General features: G+C 68.9%; 17 protein-coding genes and 1 pseudogene. 8 read left to right on the plus strand and 10 right to left on the minus strand.

Annotated elements, in window-relative coordinates; translation table 11 throughout:
- Window positions 1-3 precede the first annotated feature (3 nt).
- Together OG729_RS17675 and OG729_RS17680 are read left to right on the plus strand one after the other, a co-directional pair.
- Complete coding sequence (locus OG729_RS17675; RefSeq protein WP_405811165.1) at window positions 4-498, plus strand: inorganic diphosphatase; 495 nt, start codon at window positions 4-6, stop codon at window positions 496-498.
- A 192-nt stretch (window positions 499-690) separates the two neighbouring features.
- Window positions 691-2343, plus strand: coding sequence for a threonine/serine exporter family protein (locus tag OG729_RS17680; RefSeq protein ID WP_360871281.1), 1653 nt, complete (start codon window positions 691-693; stop codon window positions 2341-2343).
- 146 nt (window positions 2344-2489) lie between these two features.
- Here the strand turns inward: OG729_RS17680 and OG729_RS17685 are convergent, their stop codons facing one another.
- Complete coding sequence (locus OG729_RS17685) at window positions 2490-3185, minus strand: DedA family protein (RefSeq protein ID WP_360871278.1); 696 nt, start codon at window positions 3183-3185, stop codon at window positions 2490-2492.
- Between the two features lie 195 nt (window positions 3186-3380).
- On the opposite strand from OG729_RS17685, the gene OG729_RS17690 reads away from it, so the two are divergent.
- Window positions 3381-3746: a YbjQ family protein gene (locus OG729_RS17690; protein WP_360871275.1), complete on the plus strand. Its 366-nt coding sequence runs from the start codon at window positions 3381-3383 to the stop codon at window positions 3744-3746.
- Between the two features lie 121 nt (window positions 3747-3867).
- Here OG729_RS17690 and OG729_RS17695 read toward each other — a convergent pair whose 3' ends face one another.
- Entirely contained in the window at window positions 3868-4626 is a 759-nt protein-coding gene (locus OG729_RS17695; RefSeq protein WP_405807000.1) for a MerR family transcriptional regulator, read from the minus strand.
- A 121-nt stretch (window positions 4627-4747) separates the two neighbouring features.
- Here OG729_RS17695 and OG729_RS17700 point away from each other — a divergent pair, with 121 nt between their 5' ends.
- The gene (locus tag OG729_RS17700) at window positions 4748-6172 is read left to right on the plus strand and encodes a glutamate decarboxylase (RefSeq protein ID WP_405807001.1); all 1425 of its coding nucleotides are present in this window, start codon (window positions 4748-4750) and stop codon (window positions 6170-6172) included.
- 36 nt (window positions 6173-6208) lie between these two features.
- Here OG729_RS17700 and OG729_RS17705 read toward each other — a convergent pair whose 3' ends face one another.
- From OG729_RS17705 to OG729_RS17720, 4 genes are all read right to left on the minus strand, one after another.
- Window positions 6209-6850, minus strand: coding sequence for a PadR family transcriptional regulator (locus OG729_RS17705; protein ID WP_405807002.1), 642 nt, complete (start codon window positions 6848-6850; stop codon window positions 6209-6211).
- A 45-nt stretch (window positions 6851-6895) separates the two neighbouring features.
- Complete coding sequence (locus tag OG729_RS17710) at window positions 6896-7444, minus strand: DinB family protein (protein WP_405807003.1); 549 nt, start codon at window positions 7442-7444, stop codon at window positions 6896-6898.
- Window positions 7445-7566: 122 nt separating this feature from the next.
- Entirely contained in the window at window positions 7567-9024 is a 1458-nt protein-coding gene (locus tag OG729_RS17715; RefSeq protein WP_360871262.1) for an aldehyde dehydrogenase family protein, read from the minus strand.
- 67 nt (window positions 9025-9091) lie between these two features.
- A complete protein-coding gene (locus tag OG729_RS17720; RefSeq protein ID WP_360871259.1) occupies window positions 9092-9955 on the minus strand; it encodes a helix-turn-helix transcriptional regulator in 864 nt (287 codons plus the stop codon).
- A 321-nt stretch (window positions 9956-10276) separates the two neighbouring features.
- Between OG729_RS17720 and OG729_RS17725 the strand changes: the two genes are divergently transcribed.
- Window positions 10277-10786, plus strand: coding sequence for an ATP-binding protein (locus OG729_RS17725; RefSeq protein WP_360871256.1), 510 nt, complete (start codon window positions 10277-10279; stop codon window positions 10784-10786).
- A 74-nt stretch (window positions 10787-10860) separates the two neighbouring features.
- Here the strand turns inward: OG729_RS17725 and OG729_RS17730 are convergent, their stop codons facing one another.
- Window positions 10861-11097 carry a DUF397 domain-containing protein gene (locus tag OG729_RS17730; RefSeq protein WP_360871254.1) on the minus strand — a complete coding sequence of 79 codons (237 nt, stop codon included), beginning with the start codon at window positions 11095-11097 and terminating at the stop codon, window positions 10861-10863.
- Between the two features lie 264 nt (window positions 11098-11361).
- On the opposite strand from OG729_RS17730, the pseudogene OG729_RS17735 reads away from it, so the two are divergent.
- The 3 genes and pseudogenes from OG729_RS17735 to OG729_RS17745 all read left to right on the plus strand — a co-directional run.
- Window positions 11362-11460, plus strand: a pseudogene (locus OG729_RS17735) (30S ribosomal protein S14); the annotation flags it as partial.
- Between the two features lie 38 nt (window positions 11461-11498).
- Window positions 11499-11969, plus strand: coding sequence for a hypothetical protein (locus tag OG729_RS17740; RefSeq protein WP_360871251.1), 471 nt, complete (start codon window positions 11499-11501; stop codon window positions 11967-11969).
- A gap of 394 nt (window positions 11970-12363) precedes the next feature.
- Window positions 12364-13038, plus strand: a complete 675-nt coding sequence (locus OG729_RS17745) for a hypothetical protein (RefSeq protein ID WP_360871249.1) — start codon at window positions 12364-12366, stop codon at window positions 13036-13038.
- Between the two features lie 96 nt (window positions 13039-13134).
- Here the strand turns inward: OG729_RS17745 and OG729_RS17750 are convergent, their stop codons facing one another.
- From OG729_RS17750 to OG729_RS17760, 3 genes are all read right to left on the minus strand, one after another.
- Window positions 13135-14253 carry a DUF2786 domain-containing protein gene (locus OG729_RS17750; RefSeq protein ID WP_405807005.1) on the minus strand — a complete coding sequence of 373 codons (1119 nt, stop codon included), beginning with the start codon at window positions 14251-14253 and terminating at the stop codon, window positions 13135-13137.
- Window positions 14254-14309: 56 nt separating this feature from the next.
- Window positions 14310-14819, minus strand: coding sequence for a hypothetical protein (locus tag OG729_RS17755; RefSeq protein WP_405807006.1), 510 nt, complete (start codon window positions 14817-14819; stop codon window positions 14310-14312).
- Between the two features lie 99 nt (window positions 14820-14918).
- Window positions 14919-15569 (minus strand): lipoprotein, encoded by a 651-nt coding sequence (locus OG729_RS17760; protein ID WP_405807007.1) that lies wholly within the window; start codon window positions 15567-15569, stop codon window positions 14919-14921.
- Window positions 15570-15654: the final 85 nt, after the last annotated feature.

A 15654-nucleotide genomic window follows, 5' to 3' on the forward strand; every position in this document is an offset into this window, starting at 1 on the left:
CCCGTGGAGTTCGACGTCACCATCGAGATCCCGAAGGGTTCGCGGAACAAGTACGAGGTGGACCACGAGACCGGTCGGATCCGCCTGGACCGTCGACTCTTCACCTCGACCAGCTACCCGGCCGACTACGGCTTCGTCGAGAACACCCTCGGCGAGGACGGCGACCCGCTGGACGCGCTGGTCATCCTTGACGAGCCCACGTTCCCCGGCTGCCTCATCAAGTGCCGTGCGATCGGCATGTTCCGGATGACGGACGAGGCGGGCGGCGACGACAAGCTGCTGTGTGTGCCGGCGTCCGACCCCCGGGTTGAGCACCTGCGCGACATCCACCACGTGTCCGAGTTCGACCGCCTGGAGATCCAGCATTTCTTCGAGGTCTACAAGGACCTGGAGCCCGGCAAGTCCGTCGAGGGCGCCAACTGGGTCGGCCGCACCGAGGCGGAGGCGGAGATCGAGGCCTCCTACAAGCGCCTTGAGGCGCAGGGCGACTCGCACTGAGCGCGTAGCACGCCGGCATCGAGCTGACGACGGGCGGGGCACCGAGAGGTGCCCCGCCCGCCGTGCGTCCCGCCCACAGGTCCCGCCCGGACCGGTGGGCGGAGGCCGTCGGGGACCCGTCGTGCGTCGGAGTGCTTGACCATGCCCATACTGGGCAGACACCGGCGACACGAGAGGGAGCGAGGACAGCACGTGGTGGCGGAGCCGGACGTTCCGGAAGACCGGAAGCCTCAGTCCGACGAGGCGCACAGCGCCTTCACCCCGCCGCCCGGGGTGGGAACACCGGATGCGCCCGAAGAGGACCACCCGACCTCGGAGTTCGCCGTTCCGGCCGGCCTTGCGCCCGAAGTGCCCGCCGAGCCGGAAGGTTCAGCCTTCGCCCCGCCCCGCACGTACAGCGCCAAGCAGTCGCCGCCCGCCTTCACGCCCGCGCACGGCGTCCCCGTCGTACGGCTCACCAGGGACGCGCCCTGGCAGGACCGGATGCGGGCGATGCTGCGGATGCCGGTGGGCGAGCGGCCCGTTCCCGAGACCGTGCAGCGGCACGAAGAGGGCGGCCCCGCCGTCCCGCGCGTCCTCGACCTGACGCTGCGTATCGGCGAGCTGCTGCTCGCGGGCGGCGAGGGCGCGGAGGACGTCGAGGCGGCGATGTTCGCCATCTCGCGTTCGTACGGCCTCGACCGCTGCGAGCCGACCGTCACCTTCACACTGCTGTCGATCACCTACCAGCCGTCGCTGGTGGACGATCCGGTGACGGCGAACCGGACCGTACGCCGCCGGGGCACCGACTACACCCGACTGGCCGCGGTCTACCGGCTGGTCCACGACATCAGCACCGAGGAGTCGGAGGTCTCCCTGGAGGAGGCCTACCGGCGTCTCGCGGAGATCCGCCGCAACCGGCACCCGTACCCCGGCTGGGCCCTCACCGCGGCCGGCGGCCTGCTGGCGGGCGCGGCCTCCGTCCTGGTCGGCGGTGACCTGCTGGTCTTTCTGGCGGCGGCGATCGGCGCGATGCTCGGCGACCGGCTGGCCTGGCTCTGCGCGGGCCGCGGGCTGCCGGAGTTCTACCAGTTCGTGGCCGCGGCCATGCCGCCCGCCGCGATGGGAGTCGCGCTGACGCTGACGCCGCTGGACGTCCGCGCATCCGCGGTGATCACCGGTGGGCTGTTCACACTGATCCCGGGACGGGCCCTCGTCGCCGGCGTGCAGGACGGTCTGACGGGCTTCTACATCACCGCGGCGGCCCGGCTGCTCGAGGTCGGCTATCTCATTGTCGGAATCGTCGTCGGCGTGCTGATGGTGCTGTATCTGGGCGTCGCGCTGGACGCGGGGCTCAACCCGGAGACGGCCATCCACAGCGTGCAGCGGCCGGTGGTCCAGACGCTGGCGGCAATGGCGCTGTCGCTGTGCTTCGCGGTACTGCTCCAGCAGGAGCGCAACACGGTGCTGCTAGCGACCCTCAACGGCGGTGTGGCCTGGGTGGTGTACGCGGCGCTCGCGGACACCGCGGATGTCTCGCCGGTCGCGGCGACGGCTGTGGCGGCGGGTCTCGTGGGCCTGTTCGGGCAGATGCTCTCGCGCTACCGGTTCGCTTCGGCGCTGCCGTACGTCACCGCTGCCATCGGGCCGCTGCTGCCCGGTAGCGCGACCTACTTCGGTCTCCTGGAGATCGCCAGGAACGACCTGAACGCGGGCCTCGCCTCACTGACCAAGGCGGCGGCGCTGGCGCTGGCCATCGCGATCGGGGTGAACCTGGGAGGCGAGCTTTCCCGGCTGTTCCTCAGGGTGCCGGGCACGGAGGGCCCGTCCGGGCGCCGCGCGGCGAAGCGGACGCGAGGCTTCTAGCGTCGATCGCCGGACGGGCCTGCAGGGCAGGCCCGTCCGGCGACGAAGGACAGCGCGCACTTGGCGCTTGGCACGTACAGAGGCGTTCGCTCAGCGCTGTGCACGCGCAGGGACGTCACCTCAGCGCGGTGAGCACGCCGGGGCGCTCAGCGCTTGGCGTGGCGGCCGCGCTGGGCCGGCGGCTCGTCCGCCGCGGGGCCGGCCTGCGCCGCTTCCTTCTTCTTCTTCGACCGCGCCCGCAGGAACTCGATCGCGATCGGGAGCACCGAGAGCAGCACGATCAGGATCAGCATCGCCTCGATGTTCTTGTGGACGAACTCGACGTTGCCGAGCGCCGCGCCGAGCAGCGTCACGCCCGCGCCCCACAGCGCGCCTCCGATCACGTTGAACGTGACGAACGAGCGGTAGTTCATCCGGCTCACACCCGCGATGATCGGCGTGAACGTCCGCACGATGGGCACGAAGCGGGCCAGGATCAGCGACTTGGCGCCGTACTTCTCGAAGAATTCGTGCGCCTTCTCCACGTTCTCCTGCTTGAAGAGCCTGGAGTCCGGTCGCTTGAACAGCGAAGGGCCGACCTTGCGGCCGAAGAGATACCCCGCCTGGTCGCCGAGCACGGCCGCGACCACGACAAGCAGGCACACCGCCCACAGCGGCAGAGTGTTGAGCTTTCCGGTCGTGACCAGCAGGCCGGTGGTGAACAGCAGCGAGTCACCCGGCAGGAAGAAGCCGATGAGCAGGCCGGATTCGGCGAAGACGATGGCCAGGACACCGATGAGGCCGAAAGTCCCGATGAGATAGTCCGGATCCAGCCAGCTCGGTCCGAGCGCAAGGGTAGTCACGAGGTCCGGGCTCCTGAGTCGGTAGTCGGTCGATCGTCGATTCGGCCGTCGAATTCGGCGTGGTCGGCCACCTAAAGCTATCAACGCATCGCCGCCGGTCCACGTTCCACCGGCCCGCCCAGGATGCACTGTGCGCGGACTGGGACAAAGCTGTGCGTCACAAGCCTCCAGCAGACGCACGGAAGGTGAACGCGGATGGGCATCGAGGATTACGGCGGCGGACAGGGACCGCAGTCCGACGTACTGGTCGTCACCACGAACGACGTACCGGGATTCCAGGTGCAGCAGGTGATCGGCGAGGTCTTCGGCCTCACGGTGCGCTCGCGGCATCTGGGCAGCCAGATCGGCGCCGGCCTCAAGTCGATGATCGGCGGCGAGCTGAAGGGTCTGACGAAGACCCTGGTCGAGACGCGCAACCAGGCGATGGAGCGCCTGGTGGAACAGGCGCGCTCGCGCGGCGCCAACGCGGTGCTGATGTTCCGCTTCGACGTGTCGGAGGCGGCGGACGTGGGCACGGAGGTCTGCGCGTACGGCACGGCGGCGGTCATCGCCCGCACCTGAGCCACCCGAACGGGGCACCGGGCCCGGACCGGCCGGACATGGGCCCGGACGCCGGGCCCGCCCTGGCGTCGGGGCCGGACGCCGGGCCGGAGCCGAGCGTCGGGCCCGGGCCCGGGCGCTGTCAGGTGTTGCGCGCCGCGTTCGCGAGGATCGCGGCGCGCAGATGCACGGCGAGCCCCTCCCTCGTCGCGTCGTAGAACGCACGGAAACGTTCGTCCGAGATGTACATCTCGCCCAGACTTGTGTGGAACTCGTACGTGCACTCGTAGAACCACTTGGTGATGTGCTGCCGGTGCTCCTCGGCCATGTCCATCGCCCGCTCGCCGGTCGGAAGCTCACCGTCCGCCATCAGGGCGTCGTAGCGCGCGCCCCAGTCGGCGACCTCGTCCTGCATGCGCTTCCAGTCGTCCTTGGTGTAGCCCGCCGCCCGGCGCTGCGACTCGGCGTACGCCGCGGTGCCGCCCCAGCGCTGCTCGGCCTCCTCGGCGTACTGCTCGGGGTCCTTGTCCCCGAAGACCTCGAACTTCTCCTCGGGCGTGAGGTTGATGCCCATCTTCTTCGCCTCCATGGCTTGTTCGACGGCGGCGGCCATCTCCTGCAACCGGGCGATCCGGGCGGTCAGCAGCCTGTGCTGCCTGCGCAGATGTTCGCGCGGGTCCGCGTCCGGGTCGTCGAGCAGCGCCGCGACCTCGTCGAGCGGAAAGCCGAGCTCCCGGTAGAACAGGATCTGCTGCAGCCGGTCGAGGTCGGCGTCGTCGTAACGCCGGTGACCCGCGTGGCTGCGACCGCTCGGACAGAGCAGCCCGATCTCGTCGTAGTGGTGCAGCGTGCGCACCGTCACTCCGGCGAATGAGGCGACCTGTCCCACGGAGTAGCTCATCGCTTTGCGCTCCTTCGTTTTCTCGGTACGCACCTCAGCCTGAGTCCTCACGTTGCGTGAGGTGCAAGCCCGTACGAGCCTGAGAGCTGAGACCCCAGAGTTGGGAAGGCGGACACCGACGATGCCACTCCACCAGGGCGCGGGCAGCACCCCCGAGCAGGACGCGGACACACGCAGGCTCTCCCTCAATCCGTTCTTCGGGGAGGCCGACCCGGTCAGCGAAATGACCGTGGCTCCGCCCACGCACCGGCTTCCGGACGGCCCGCTGCCGCCATCGACGGCGTACCAGCTGGTCCATGACGAGCTGATGCTCGACGGCAACTCCCGGCTGAACCTCGCCACCTTCGTCACCACGTGGATGGAGCCAGAGGCGGGGGTGCTGATGGCGGAGTGCCGTGACAAGAACATGATCGACAAGGACGAGTATCCGCGCACCGCCGAACTGGAGCGGCGGTGTGTGGCCATGCTCGCCGACCTCTGGAACGCGCCGGACCCGTCCACGGCGGTCGGCTGCTCGACCACGGGCTCCAGCGAGGCCTGCATGCTCGCCGGGATGGCCCTCAAGCGCCGCTGGTCGCGCCGCAACGCCGACCGCTATCCCGCGACCGCCCGGCCGAATCTGGTGATGGGCATCAATGTGCAGGTCTGCTGGGACAAGTTCTGCAACTTCTGGGAGGTCGAGCCGCGGCTGGTACCCATGGAGGGGGACCGCTTCCATCTCGATCCGCAGGCTGCGGCCGACCTCTGCGACGAGAACACCATCGGGGTGGTGACCGTGCTCGGCTCCACCTTCGACGGGTCGTACGAGCCCGTCGCGGAGGTGTGCGCCGCCCTGGACGCCCTGCAGGAGTTCACGGGCCTGGACATCCCCGTTCATGTCGACGGGGCGTCCGGCGCGATGGTCGCGCCCTTCGTGGACGAGGGACTGGTCTGGGACTTCAGGTTGCCGAGGGTGTCCTCGATCAACACCTCGGGGCACAAGTACGGCCTGGTGTATCCCGGGGTCGGCTGGGCACTGTGGCGCACCTCCGACGAACTGCCGGAGGAACTGGTCTTCCGGGTCAACTATCTGGGCGGCGACATGCCCACGTTCGCCCTCAACTTCTCGCGGCCCGGGGCGCAGGTGGTGGCGCAGTACTACACGTTCCTGCGGCTCGGCCGGGACGGCTTCCGGGCGGTCCAGCAGACGTCCCGGGACGTTGCGCGCCGGCTCGCGGACCAGTTCGAGCAGCTGGGAGACTTCCAACTGCTCACCCGTGGCGAAGAGTTGCCGGTGTTCGCGCTCACCACTGCGCCGGACGTCAAGAACTTCGACGTCTTCGACGTCTCGCGGCGGCTGCGCGAACAGGGCTGGCTGGTGCCCGCGTACACGTTCCCCGCGAACCGCGAGGATCTGTCGGTACTGCGGGTGGTGTGCCGCAACGGATTCTCCGGGGATCTCGCGAAGCTGCTGATGGATGACCTGCAAGGACTGCTGCCTGAACTGCGCCGCCAGCCGCACCCCCTGAGCAAGGACGCAGCGACGGCGACGGCGTTCCACCACTGACCCTCGCCCCTGGTCGTGGTGCCGTGTGTCACTCGATCAGCCGTGGTCTCCCTCATGCGGCTCGCCCGTCGCGTACGGGTTTTCCTCGCCCTCCGCCAGCACTCCCACAAAGGGCTCCCCCTCCCCCGCGAATGTGTACGCCCCGCCCTCGATCCGCTCGATCAGGCCCCGCGTCCACTCCGCTCCGGCGTCCGACGAGTGCACCCACATGTTCATGATCTCGCCGATGTGCCCGATCGACTCGGGCCCGTCGGCCGGCGTGTAGTACTCGGTCACCGAAGTCCGCCACTCCTCCAGGCCGCGCACCCGTTCCTTCAGCAGCGCCACCGCCTCCTCCCGCTTCAGACAGACGATGAAGCCGATCCCCGCCGAGAGCACGTCCGTCTTCTGGTCGTAGGACGTCAGCGCCTCACGCAGCAGTTGGAAGAACTCCTCGGTGCCCTTCTCGGTGATCTCGTACTCGGTACGCGGCGGCCCGCCGGCCGTGGACGGCGCGATCTCATGGGCGTGCAGCAGCCCCTGCTTCGCCATCTGCTTCAGCGCGTGATAGATCGATCCGGGCTTGGCGTTGGACCACTCATGGGCTCCCCAGTACTCCAGGTCGTTGCGCACCTGGTAGCCGTGCGCCCGCCCGTGCTGGCGTACGGCGCCGAGTACCAGCAGCCGGATCGCTGACATCCGCGCACCTTTCTATTCAACTTTGAATAGAGTACTCGGCCAGGCTCAGCCCCAGCTCTGGCCGCTCTCCAGTGCCGCGAGCCCGAACGCGGTCTTTCCGTCCAGGGACTCGCGCACGATGTCCGCATGGCCCGCGTGCCGGGCGATCTCCTCGACCAGATGCAACAGCAGCCAGCGCATCGACACCCCGCCGTCCTTGGGGAACCAGGGCTGCGCGGGCAGCGGGAAGGTGTCGTCCAGGCTCGGCACGGAGTGGATGAACTGCGCGGTCTCCTTGGCGACCGCATCCCAGAACGCCAGCATCTCGGGGACCGTCTCGTCGCCGACCAGGCGGAAGCTGTCCGCCCACGTCTCCTCGGTGCGCTGCTTCTCGTTGGGCTTCTGCTGCGCCAGACGCAGCCAGCCGAGCTCCGTCTCCGCGACATGCTTGAGCAGTCCGGAGAGCGAGAGCTCACTGGCGCTCGGGCGGCCGGCCGCCTGCTCCTCGGTGAGTCCGAGCACCGAGCGGCGGATGGCTCCGCGCTGCGCCTCGACGAACGAGAGAAGCGCGCCGCGCTCGTCGCCGTGAGCCTCTGCGGGAACGTGAGTGACCATGATGTCCGCCCTTCCAAACCTGGCTGTTGCCGTCCTGCCGTCCTGACAACAACAAAGCTACGGACCCTTGCGGTCAGCTTCTGTCCGCAAGGGTCCGTGGAGGGAAAGACTGGCGAGAGACGTCAGAACGGGAACTGTGAACGGCCGTGCTGCACCGAGATCCACTTCTGCGTCGTGAACGCCTCGATCATCGACTCCCCGTTCAGCCGCCCGCTGCCCGAGTGCTTCTCGCCGCCGAAGGGCACGATCGGCTCGTCGTGGACCGTGCCGTCGTTGATGTGGATCATGCCGGTGTCGATCCGCTTGGCGATCCGTACGCCCCGCTCGATGTCCGCGGTGTGCACCGCGCCGCTCAGCCCGTACGGAGTGTCATTGGCGATCCTGACCGCCTCGTCCTCGCCGTCGAACGGCACTATCAGCGCCACCGGGCCGAAGATCTCCTGCGTCAGGACAGGCGAGTCGGCCGCGATGCCGGTCAGCACCGACGGGCTCACCAGATTGCCCTCGGTGCCGCCGTGCAGCAGCGCCGTCGCGCCGGCTTCCACGGTCTGCTCGACCAGCGCGGTGACGGCGTCGGCCTGCGAGGTGTTGATGAGCGGGCCTATGTGGGTCCCCGGGTCGGACGGGTCGCCGACCTTGAGGGTCTTGACCTTGGCGACGAACTTCTCGGTGAACTCCTGCTCCACACTGCGGTCCACAAGAACCCGGTTGGCTGCCATGCAGACCTGGCCCTGGTGCACGTAGCGGCTGAAGACCGCCGCGTCCACCGCGTAGTCGATGTCCGCGTCGTCCAGCACGATCAGCGCGCTGTTGCCGCCCAGTTCGAGGATGGCGCGCTTGAAGTTGGCCGCGCAGACCGTGGCGACATGGCGCCCCACCTTGTCGGAGCCGGTGAAGGAGATGGCCTTCGGCACCGGATGCTCCAGGAGCGCGTCGCCTATCTCTGCTATGTCGGTGATGACGACGTTCAGCAGTCCGGCGGGCAGGCCCGCGTCCTCGAAGACCTTGGCCACCAGGGATCCACCGCAGATCGGGGTGTTCTGGTGCGGCTTGAGGACCACCGCGTTGCCCAGCGCCAGCGCCGGGGCCACCGACTTGATCGACAGCAGGAACGGGAAGTTGAAGGGGCTGATGACGCCCACGACACCGACCGGCAGCCGATAGACGCGGTTCTCCTTGCCGTCGACCGGCGAGGGCAGGATCCGGCCCTCGGGCCGCAGCGCGAGCTGGATCGCCTCGCGCAGGAACTCCTTGGCGAGGTGCAGCTCGAAGCCCGCCTTCAGATGCGTGCCGCCGAGCTCCGCGATGATCGTCTCGGTGATCTCCTGCTCGCGCTCCTCGATGATGCGCAGGGCACGCTCGAAGACCAGCCTCCTGGAGTACGGGTTGGTCTCGCCCCAGGCCTTCTGCGCGCGTTCGGCGGCGCGGTAGGCCTGGTCCACCTCGGCCGCCGTGGCGACCGGGATCGAGGCCAGCTTCTCGCCGTCGTACGGGTTGAAATCGATGATGTCCCAGGAGCCGCTGCCCGGCCTCCACTCGCCATCGATGTACTGGTGGGCCAGCTCGGTGAAGAAGGACATGTGATCTGATTCCTTACGGCAGAAGCAGATGGCTGTATGGCTGATGTCGCGTCATCGTACTTGCGTTTCAGGTGAGTTGGAGTAGACCCCGGAGAAGGTCACAGCTCTCGGCCGGATCCGGACTGTCCTCCTGCAGGCGCTTCATGGCCCTTTCGTACTGGGCCACCTCTTCGCGCTTGTCGAGATACAGGGCGCTGGTGAGCTGCTCCAGATAGACGATGTCGGAGAGGTCCGACTCGGGGAAGCGCAGCATGGTGAAGGAGCCGCTCTCGCCCGCGTGACCGCCGAAGCTGAAGGGCATCACCTGCAGGGTGATGTTCGACTGCTCGGACACCTCGATCAGATGCCTCAACTGGCCCTGCATAACCGCCCGGTCGCCGTACGGGCGGCGCAGTGCGGCCTCGTCGAGGACGGCGTGGAAGCGGGGGGCACGCTCGGAGACGAGGACCTTCTGGCGCTCCAGGCGGAGCGCGACCCGGCGGTCGATCTCGGCCCGAGGGGCGTCGGGGATGCCGCGGCTGACGACGGCGTGGGCGTACGCCTCGGTCTGCAGCAGTCCGTGCACGAACTGCACCTCGTAGATCTGGATCAGCGAGGCGGCGCCTTCCAGCCCTACATATGTCTGAAACCAGCCGGGCAGCACATCGCCGTAACTGTGCCACCATCCGGCGACATTGGCCTCTTTGGCGAGGCCCAGCAGGGATCCGCGCTCCGCCTCGTCGGTGACTCCGTAAAGCGTCAGCAGATCTTCGACGTCCCTCGCCTTGAAGCTCACCCGTCCCAACTCCATGCGGCTGATCTTTGACTCGGATGCGCGGATCGAGTAGCCGGCGGCCTCTCGGGTGATGCCGCGTGATTCGCGCAGCCGCCTCAGCTGCGAGCCCAACAGGATGCGCCGCACCACGGAACCGCTCGACTCACTTGCGGTCACGACTCCAGCCCTCCCCATCGCTCTTCATCGCTACTTCGGTTGGCCTGACGGAGCACCCCCGAACCCCGAGACCCGGGATTCTGCCACCAAAACGCTTCACCCCGTACTCATTCGATTACGGAAATGAGAAGGCCTTGGGAAGGGGGCGAAAGAGATTGGGGGAAGAAATGAGAAAGAATCGGCACGGGGTTGGACAGGTCGGGCGCGTGCACGTGCATCTGCCCTTGCATCTGCCGTACGCATTCGGAACCATGGTGCTCGCGCACCTGCATGCTCGTACGTGTTGTAGCGTCACAGCCGCGATTCCCGGGAGTGCCTCGCATGGGGATGAATGGATCGACCATGCTCGAGCCGTTACGGCAGGGGCTTCCCCCCATCGATCCCGCAGCGGTCTCCAGCTCCGCCTCGTGCGCCCTGCCCGCCCGCTATGAAGCGGTGCGCGGGGCCCGGCAGTTCACCAAGGCAACGCTCGGGCAGTGGGATCTGAACGACCGTTTCGACGATGTCGCGCTGGTCGTCTCCGAACTCGTCACCAATGCACTGCGGCACGCGCTGCCCGCGGAGACTCCCCGGGAGAACCAGGACTGTCCCGTACGGCTGCACTTGATGCGCTGGACGACCCGACTGGTGTGCGCGGTACGCGATCCCAGCCATGACAGCCCGGGGGCGGCCGGCGAGAGCGACGACGCCCCTTTTCCGGACCCCAGCGGCGCGGCCGAGTCGGGCCGGGGCCTGTTTCTGGTGGACTCCTTCAGCGACAGCTGGGGGTGGCACCCGCTGGCCGGGGCACTGCACGGCAAGGTGGTCTGGGCGCTGTTCCGCCTCGGCTAGCCCCGCCGGCTTCGCCGGTTTCGGCCGGCTTCTCGCGGGTTGAGCCGACCCCTCGGTGGGCCGGCTCCCCGCGATCACGCGATCAGATGGTCGAACTCTCCGTCCTTGACGCCCAGAAGCAACGCTTCGATCTCCGCAGGCGTATATACGAGTGCGGGGCCGTCGGGGTGCCGTGAGTTGCGCATCGCCACGTCCCCGCCGGGGAGCTTGGCGAACTCCACACAGGAGCCCTGGGAGTTGCTGTGTCTGCTCTTCTGCCAGACGACACCGTGAAGCTCCGTGGCCGCCATGCCGTTGTACACGTGGTGCACAAGTCGCTCCCGGGATGCAAGGTGCAGGTGTCAACTATCCCGGATCATAGCTGTGTTCATATGCCAATGCATGAGCAGATGCCCGGGCAGATGCACGTGCACGCGGGGTGGTCCTCCGATTACAGCTCCCACGGCCGCGGCCCGAGCCGGTCCAGCGTCTCCCGCAGTGCCTGAAGGGTGCCTGCACAAGGAAGAGAAGGGTGCCTGCACAAGGAAGAGACGTATGCCGGGCCGTTCTGGCTCCCACGTCCACGCAATCACTTGCCGCGCGGGCATCTGCGGAAGTTCGGCCTGTCGCGGGTGCGGATGCGTGAGCAGGCGCACGCCGGGTTCCTGCCGGGGGTGCGGACGTCCTCCTGGTAGCTTGGCGCGGTCTTGGAACCGACAAGGGGGACAGAGAAGTGCACAAGCGCGTACGTACATCGGTCGCCGCGGCGGGTCTCGTCGCGGCCGCCGCTCTCGTGCTGTCCGGCTGTGGCAGCGACGGCGGTGACGACGCGGGCAAGGAGAAGGCGTCCACGGCGCCGACGAACGCGGGCGGCGACGCCGGCGCGGGCGGGGACAGCGGGAACATCGAGGGCGCCTGGGCAGGCGTGACCGAGGGCAAGGCCGTGTCCCTGGCCGTCACCGGGACGAAGGCGGTGCTGCTGGCCGACGGGCACGCCTGCACCGGCGAGGTGTCGGACATGGGCACGCAGATGCTGTCGCTGAAGTGTGCGGACGGGAACACCGACCGCACGATGGGCTCGATCGAGTCGAACGACGGCAAGACGCTGGTCGTCTCGTGGGACAAGGGCGCGAAGGACACGCTGACCAAGTCGGCGGCGGGCAAGCTGCCGACGGGCCTGCCGACCGGCTTCCCGACTCCCTGACGTACACGGCCGGTTAGGTCCTGTCCGGTCGATCAGGCCGGATCAGTGAGTGGGGGTCCCCCCACGCCCCCAGGGCGTAGGGGGAGGGTCTGGTGCGTGCAGATGCAAGGCGGAGGAAGGAGCCCACGCGGAGCGTCGGCGACTGACGACAACGCAGCAGATGTGCGTGCCAGGGCACGCGAACCCGGCAAGATCGGCCGGACAGGGCCTACGGGCCACGGACCTTCACCGGGTCCGTGGCCCTTCGTCGTTGCGCGCCCCTGGCGTGTCGGGCTTGTTGTCGCAACAATCGCAGACGCAACAGGCGGTGATCGTCGGCGGGCATCAGGCGCCTCAACTCCCGTTGCCCGCGGGCGGATTCACCGGCCCCCCAGCACATGCGAAAGGCAACAGGATGACGAACAACCGCGCCATGCGGTACGCCGGCCGTTTACTGGTCACAGCCGTGGCCGCATGCGGGATAGCGGCGGCGGCCGCCCCGTCCGCGGTCGCCGACGAGCAGCCGACACTGCAGCAGCTGACGGCGGACTGTGCCTCGGGCGAGGGCAAGTGTTCCTTCAACTCCCCCCAGCTGGGCGAGGCGTACCTGGGTGAGTTCCGCCAGGTCTCCGACTCGCTCTTCAACTGCAGTACGTCGGACGCCACTCAGTCCATGACCTGGAACGACACCGTGGGCTCGACCGACTCGGCCGGCGTCTCGGTCACCGCGGGCGGCAAGATCGCGGGCATCATCGACCTGAGTGTGACGGCGACCTACAGCCACACCTGGTCGAGCACGCACTCGGAGAGCAGCTCCCTGGGCATGACGGTCAAGCCCGGTGAAGTGGGCTGGATCTCCCGCGCCCAGGTGATGCAGAAGGTCTCGGGCACCTGGCAGACCCACTACGACAGCCCCAAGTGGGGTCACTACTACTGGTTCTGGCAGGACACCATCACCGGTCCGGCCCCGAACGGCACGGACGGCACGAGCAACGCGGTGGTCGTCAAGAGCCGCAAGATGACCGATGCGGAGAAGCAGTCCTGCTCCGCGGACGCCCGCGCGGGCAAGGCGCTCGTCCAGCAGCGCTGATCCACGGACCCCTGCCCTGCCGCCGGGCGGGGCAGGGGTCCGCCGTGGAACTACGCGTCCCCGAGCTCGGGCGTCAAGCAGCCATCAAGGAAGTCGTCAAGGAAGCTGAGGGTGCGCCTTCGGCATGTGCGCGCCGTCCGCCGCCGTCGTGCCGTGCTCCCAGCCCGCCAGGTCCGTCACCCCGCGCACCCGCGTGCTCGTCGTCTGCGGGAACATCTGGTCCGCGCGATCCGTGACCGCCACGTCCCGGGACGCCAGCACGGGCAGCAGATCCGCGGCGGCGGTCACGCTTCCACTCGCCGCCGCCAGGCGTTCGCCGAGCCGGCTCGCGTACGCCACCAGGAACGACTGCCGGAAAGTCTTCGTCCGCTTGCGGCCACCGGCGCGCTGGCCCGTCTCCGCCCGCGTCATCGCCGCCGTCCCCTGCACCAGCAGTGAGGTGTACAGCAGCTCGACCCCCTCCAGATCGGCCTCGAAGCCGACGACCGTCGAGAAACCGAAGGCGCTGTTCCACACGGCACGGCAGTGGTTCGCGGAGGCGACCGCGTCCAGCAGGATCGCCTTGGCCGTCTCGTACGGCGCGTCCACGCCGATGCGGCAGGCCGCCGGGGCGTCCGGGCGATGGGTCCGCGCCGCGAGCAGGGCCTCGTCGACGCTGTGGCGGGCCATGAGTTCCTGCGCCTTGGCGGTGAGCGCCTCCGCCTCGTCCGGGTAGCCCGTCGCCTCCGCCTTGGCGAGCAGGGCACGGATACGGCTGAGCATCCGCGGCTCCCCCGCCGACGGGGCCACGTGCAGGGCGGACGCGCCGGGCACCGGGCCGACCGGCTCGATGGAAGGCAGCCGGACCAGCAGCCGGTACAGCTCCAGCACCGCCGTGGCGTACGAGAAGCGGTCGGCGCGGTACGGGACGTACGCCGCCAGCTCGGTGAGCTGCGCCGTCCAGCGCGGGGTGGGGTGTTCGTACCGCCTGCTCTCCCCCGTGATCAGCTCGGCGGCCAGCCGCTCGTGCGTCTCGTCGAGGTCGCGCCTCACGAGCCGTACGACATCGGCCGGCTGCCAGCCCCGCTCCCACGCCCGGCGCACGAACTCCTCGCCGCGCTGCCGCAGTTCCGCATCGGCGGCCGGGTCCGCCGCGAGCAGCGAGGCCGCGGTGTCCAGCGCCGAGTCGTCCTCCACGTACAGCGCGCCTGCCAGCGCCTTCTCGACCGTGCTCACGTACCGATGATCCCAGGCGGGTATGACAGGCCCCCGAGGGCGCCCCCCTGCTGCGCTCAGGCCGTCGCCAGGCTCTCGCGCCTGCGCCGGTGGTACGCGATCGTCACCGCCGTCAGCAGCGGAGGCCAGGCCAGCAGCGGTGCGTAGCAGGCCACCATCAGCGCGTCCTGGAACGGCCCGGCGCCGAATCCCTCGCCGAGACCGGCGAACTGCGCATAGAACGACCACGCGCACAGCCCGAGCAGCCCACTCGCGCCCAGCAGGGCGGGGACCACCGCGGCAAGCGGTCGCACCCGCCGTCCGCCGAGCAGCGGGATCCAGCCGGGGACCACCTCGCCCCACGGCCGGACCAGACCGAGCGTCAGCAGCGCGAGGCACTCGGAGACCACACTGAGCATGACGATGTAGAGGGCCTCGCCCCCGTTCGGGACGGCACCGTCGAGCACGGGCACCCCCGCGGCCAGGGCGATCCGCCACAGGCCCGACGGCAGGGTGACCAGAGGGACGGCGTGGGCCGCGAGCACTGCCCAGCGCGGCACGTTCTCAAGAGCACTCACCTTCAGCATGCGTTCATGCTCCGGCCGGGGGCAGGTGCGCCACATCGCCGTACGGGAGCATCCCGCTCCGCCGCGCGGCGGAGGGGGATGTACGACGCGCCCCCTGCGTCACGCGTTGCGGACGCTCTTCTTCGCCAGTTCGTACGCCGGGAGCATCGCCTCGTGCTCCTCGGAGTCCAGTCCGCCCAGATGCACGACGACCACGCCCTTTCCCGTGGTGAAGGCGAGCGCCCGCTCCTTCTTGGGCTCATCCAGGAACTCGTTGGTGTTGAGGTAGTTCACCTCGGCCGCCGCGTACTCGCCCGCCTTCGTCTGCGAGTACACGACCTTGTCCCGGCTCTTCGCCTCCTCGGCGACGAAGGCTTCGAGCGCCTTGCGCGGGTCGTCGCCAACGGCGCCCCCGGTCCAGACACGGATGAAGCCGATGTGCCCGGCGGGCTTCGCGTCGATCTCGCAGACGAGCGTGACGGGACCCTGCTTGGTCAGCCCGAAGGTGGGGTCGTCCCTGACCGCCTTCGGCTTCCAGTCGGCGGCGAGGTCGAACGAGACGGGCAGGGCGCACGGCGAGCCCGCGCCCCCGACCGTGCCGCCCTTGGCCGCGGTCGGCGTCCCGGTCTTCGCCGTGTCCTTCGCCGTGTCCTTCGCCGTGTCCTTCGCCGTGGTCTTCGCAGCGCCCGTCGGCCGGTCCGGCTTCGGCTCCGACGAGCAGCCGCTCAGCACCCCCATCAGCAGGGCCGCAGGGACCAGCCCCGCGCCCACAACGCGTCTTTGGCCTCGACTTCGTACCACGATTTCCCACCCCTGGTTCAGCTCGAACAACTCGCTCGATCCTAGAGAGGCCGAC

The organism is Streptomyces sp. NBC_00210 (genome assembly GCF_045160975.1).
GTDB lineage: Bacteria > Actinomycetota > Actinomycetes > Streptomycetales > Streptomycetaceae > Streptomyces.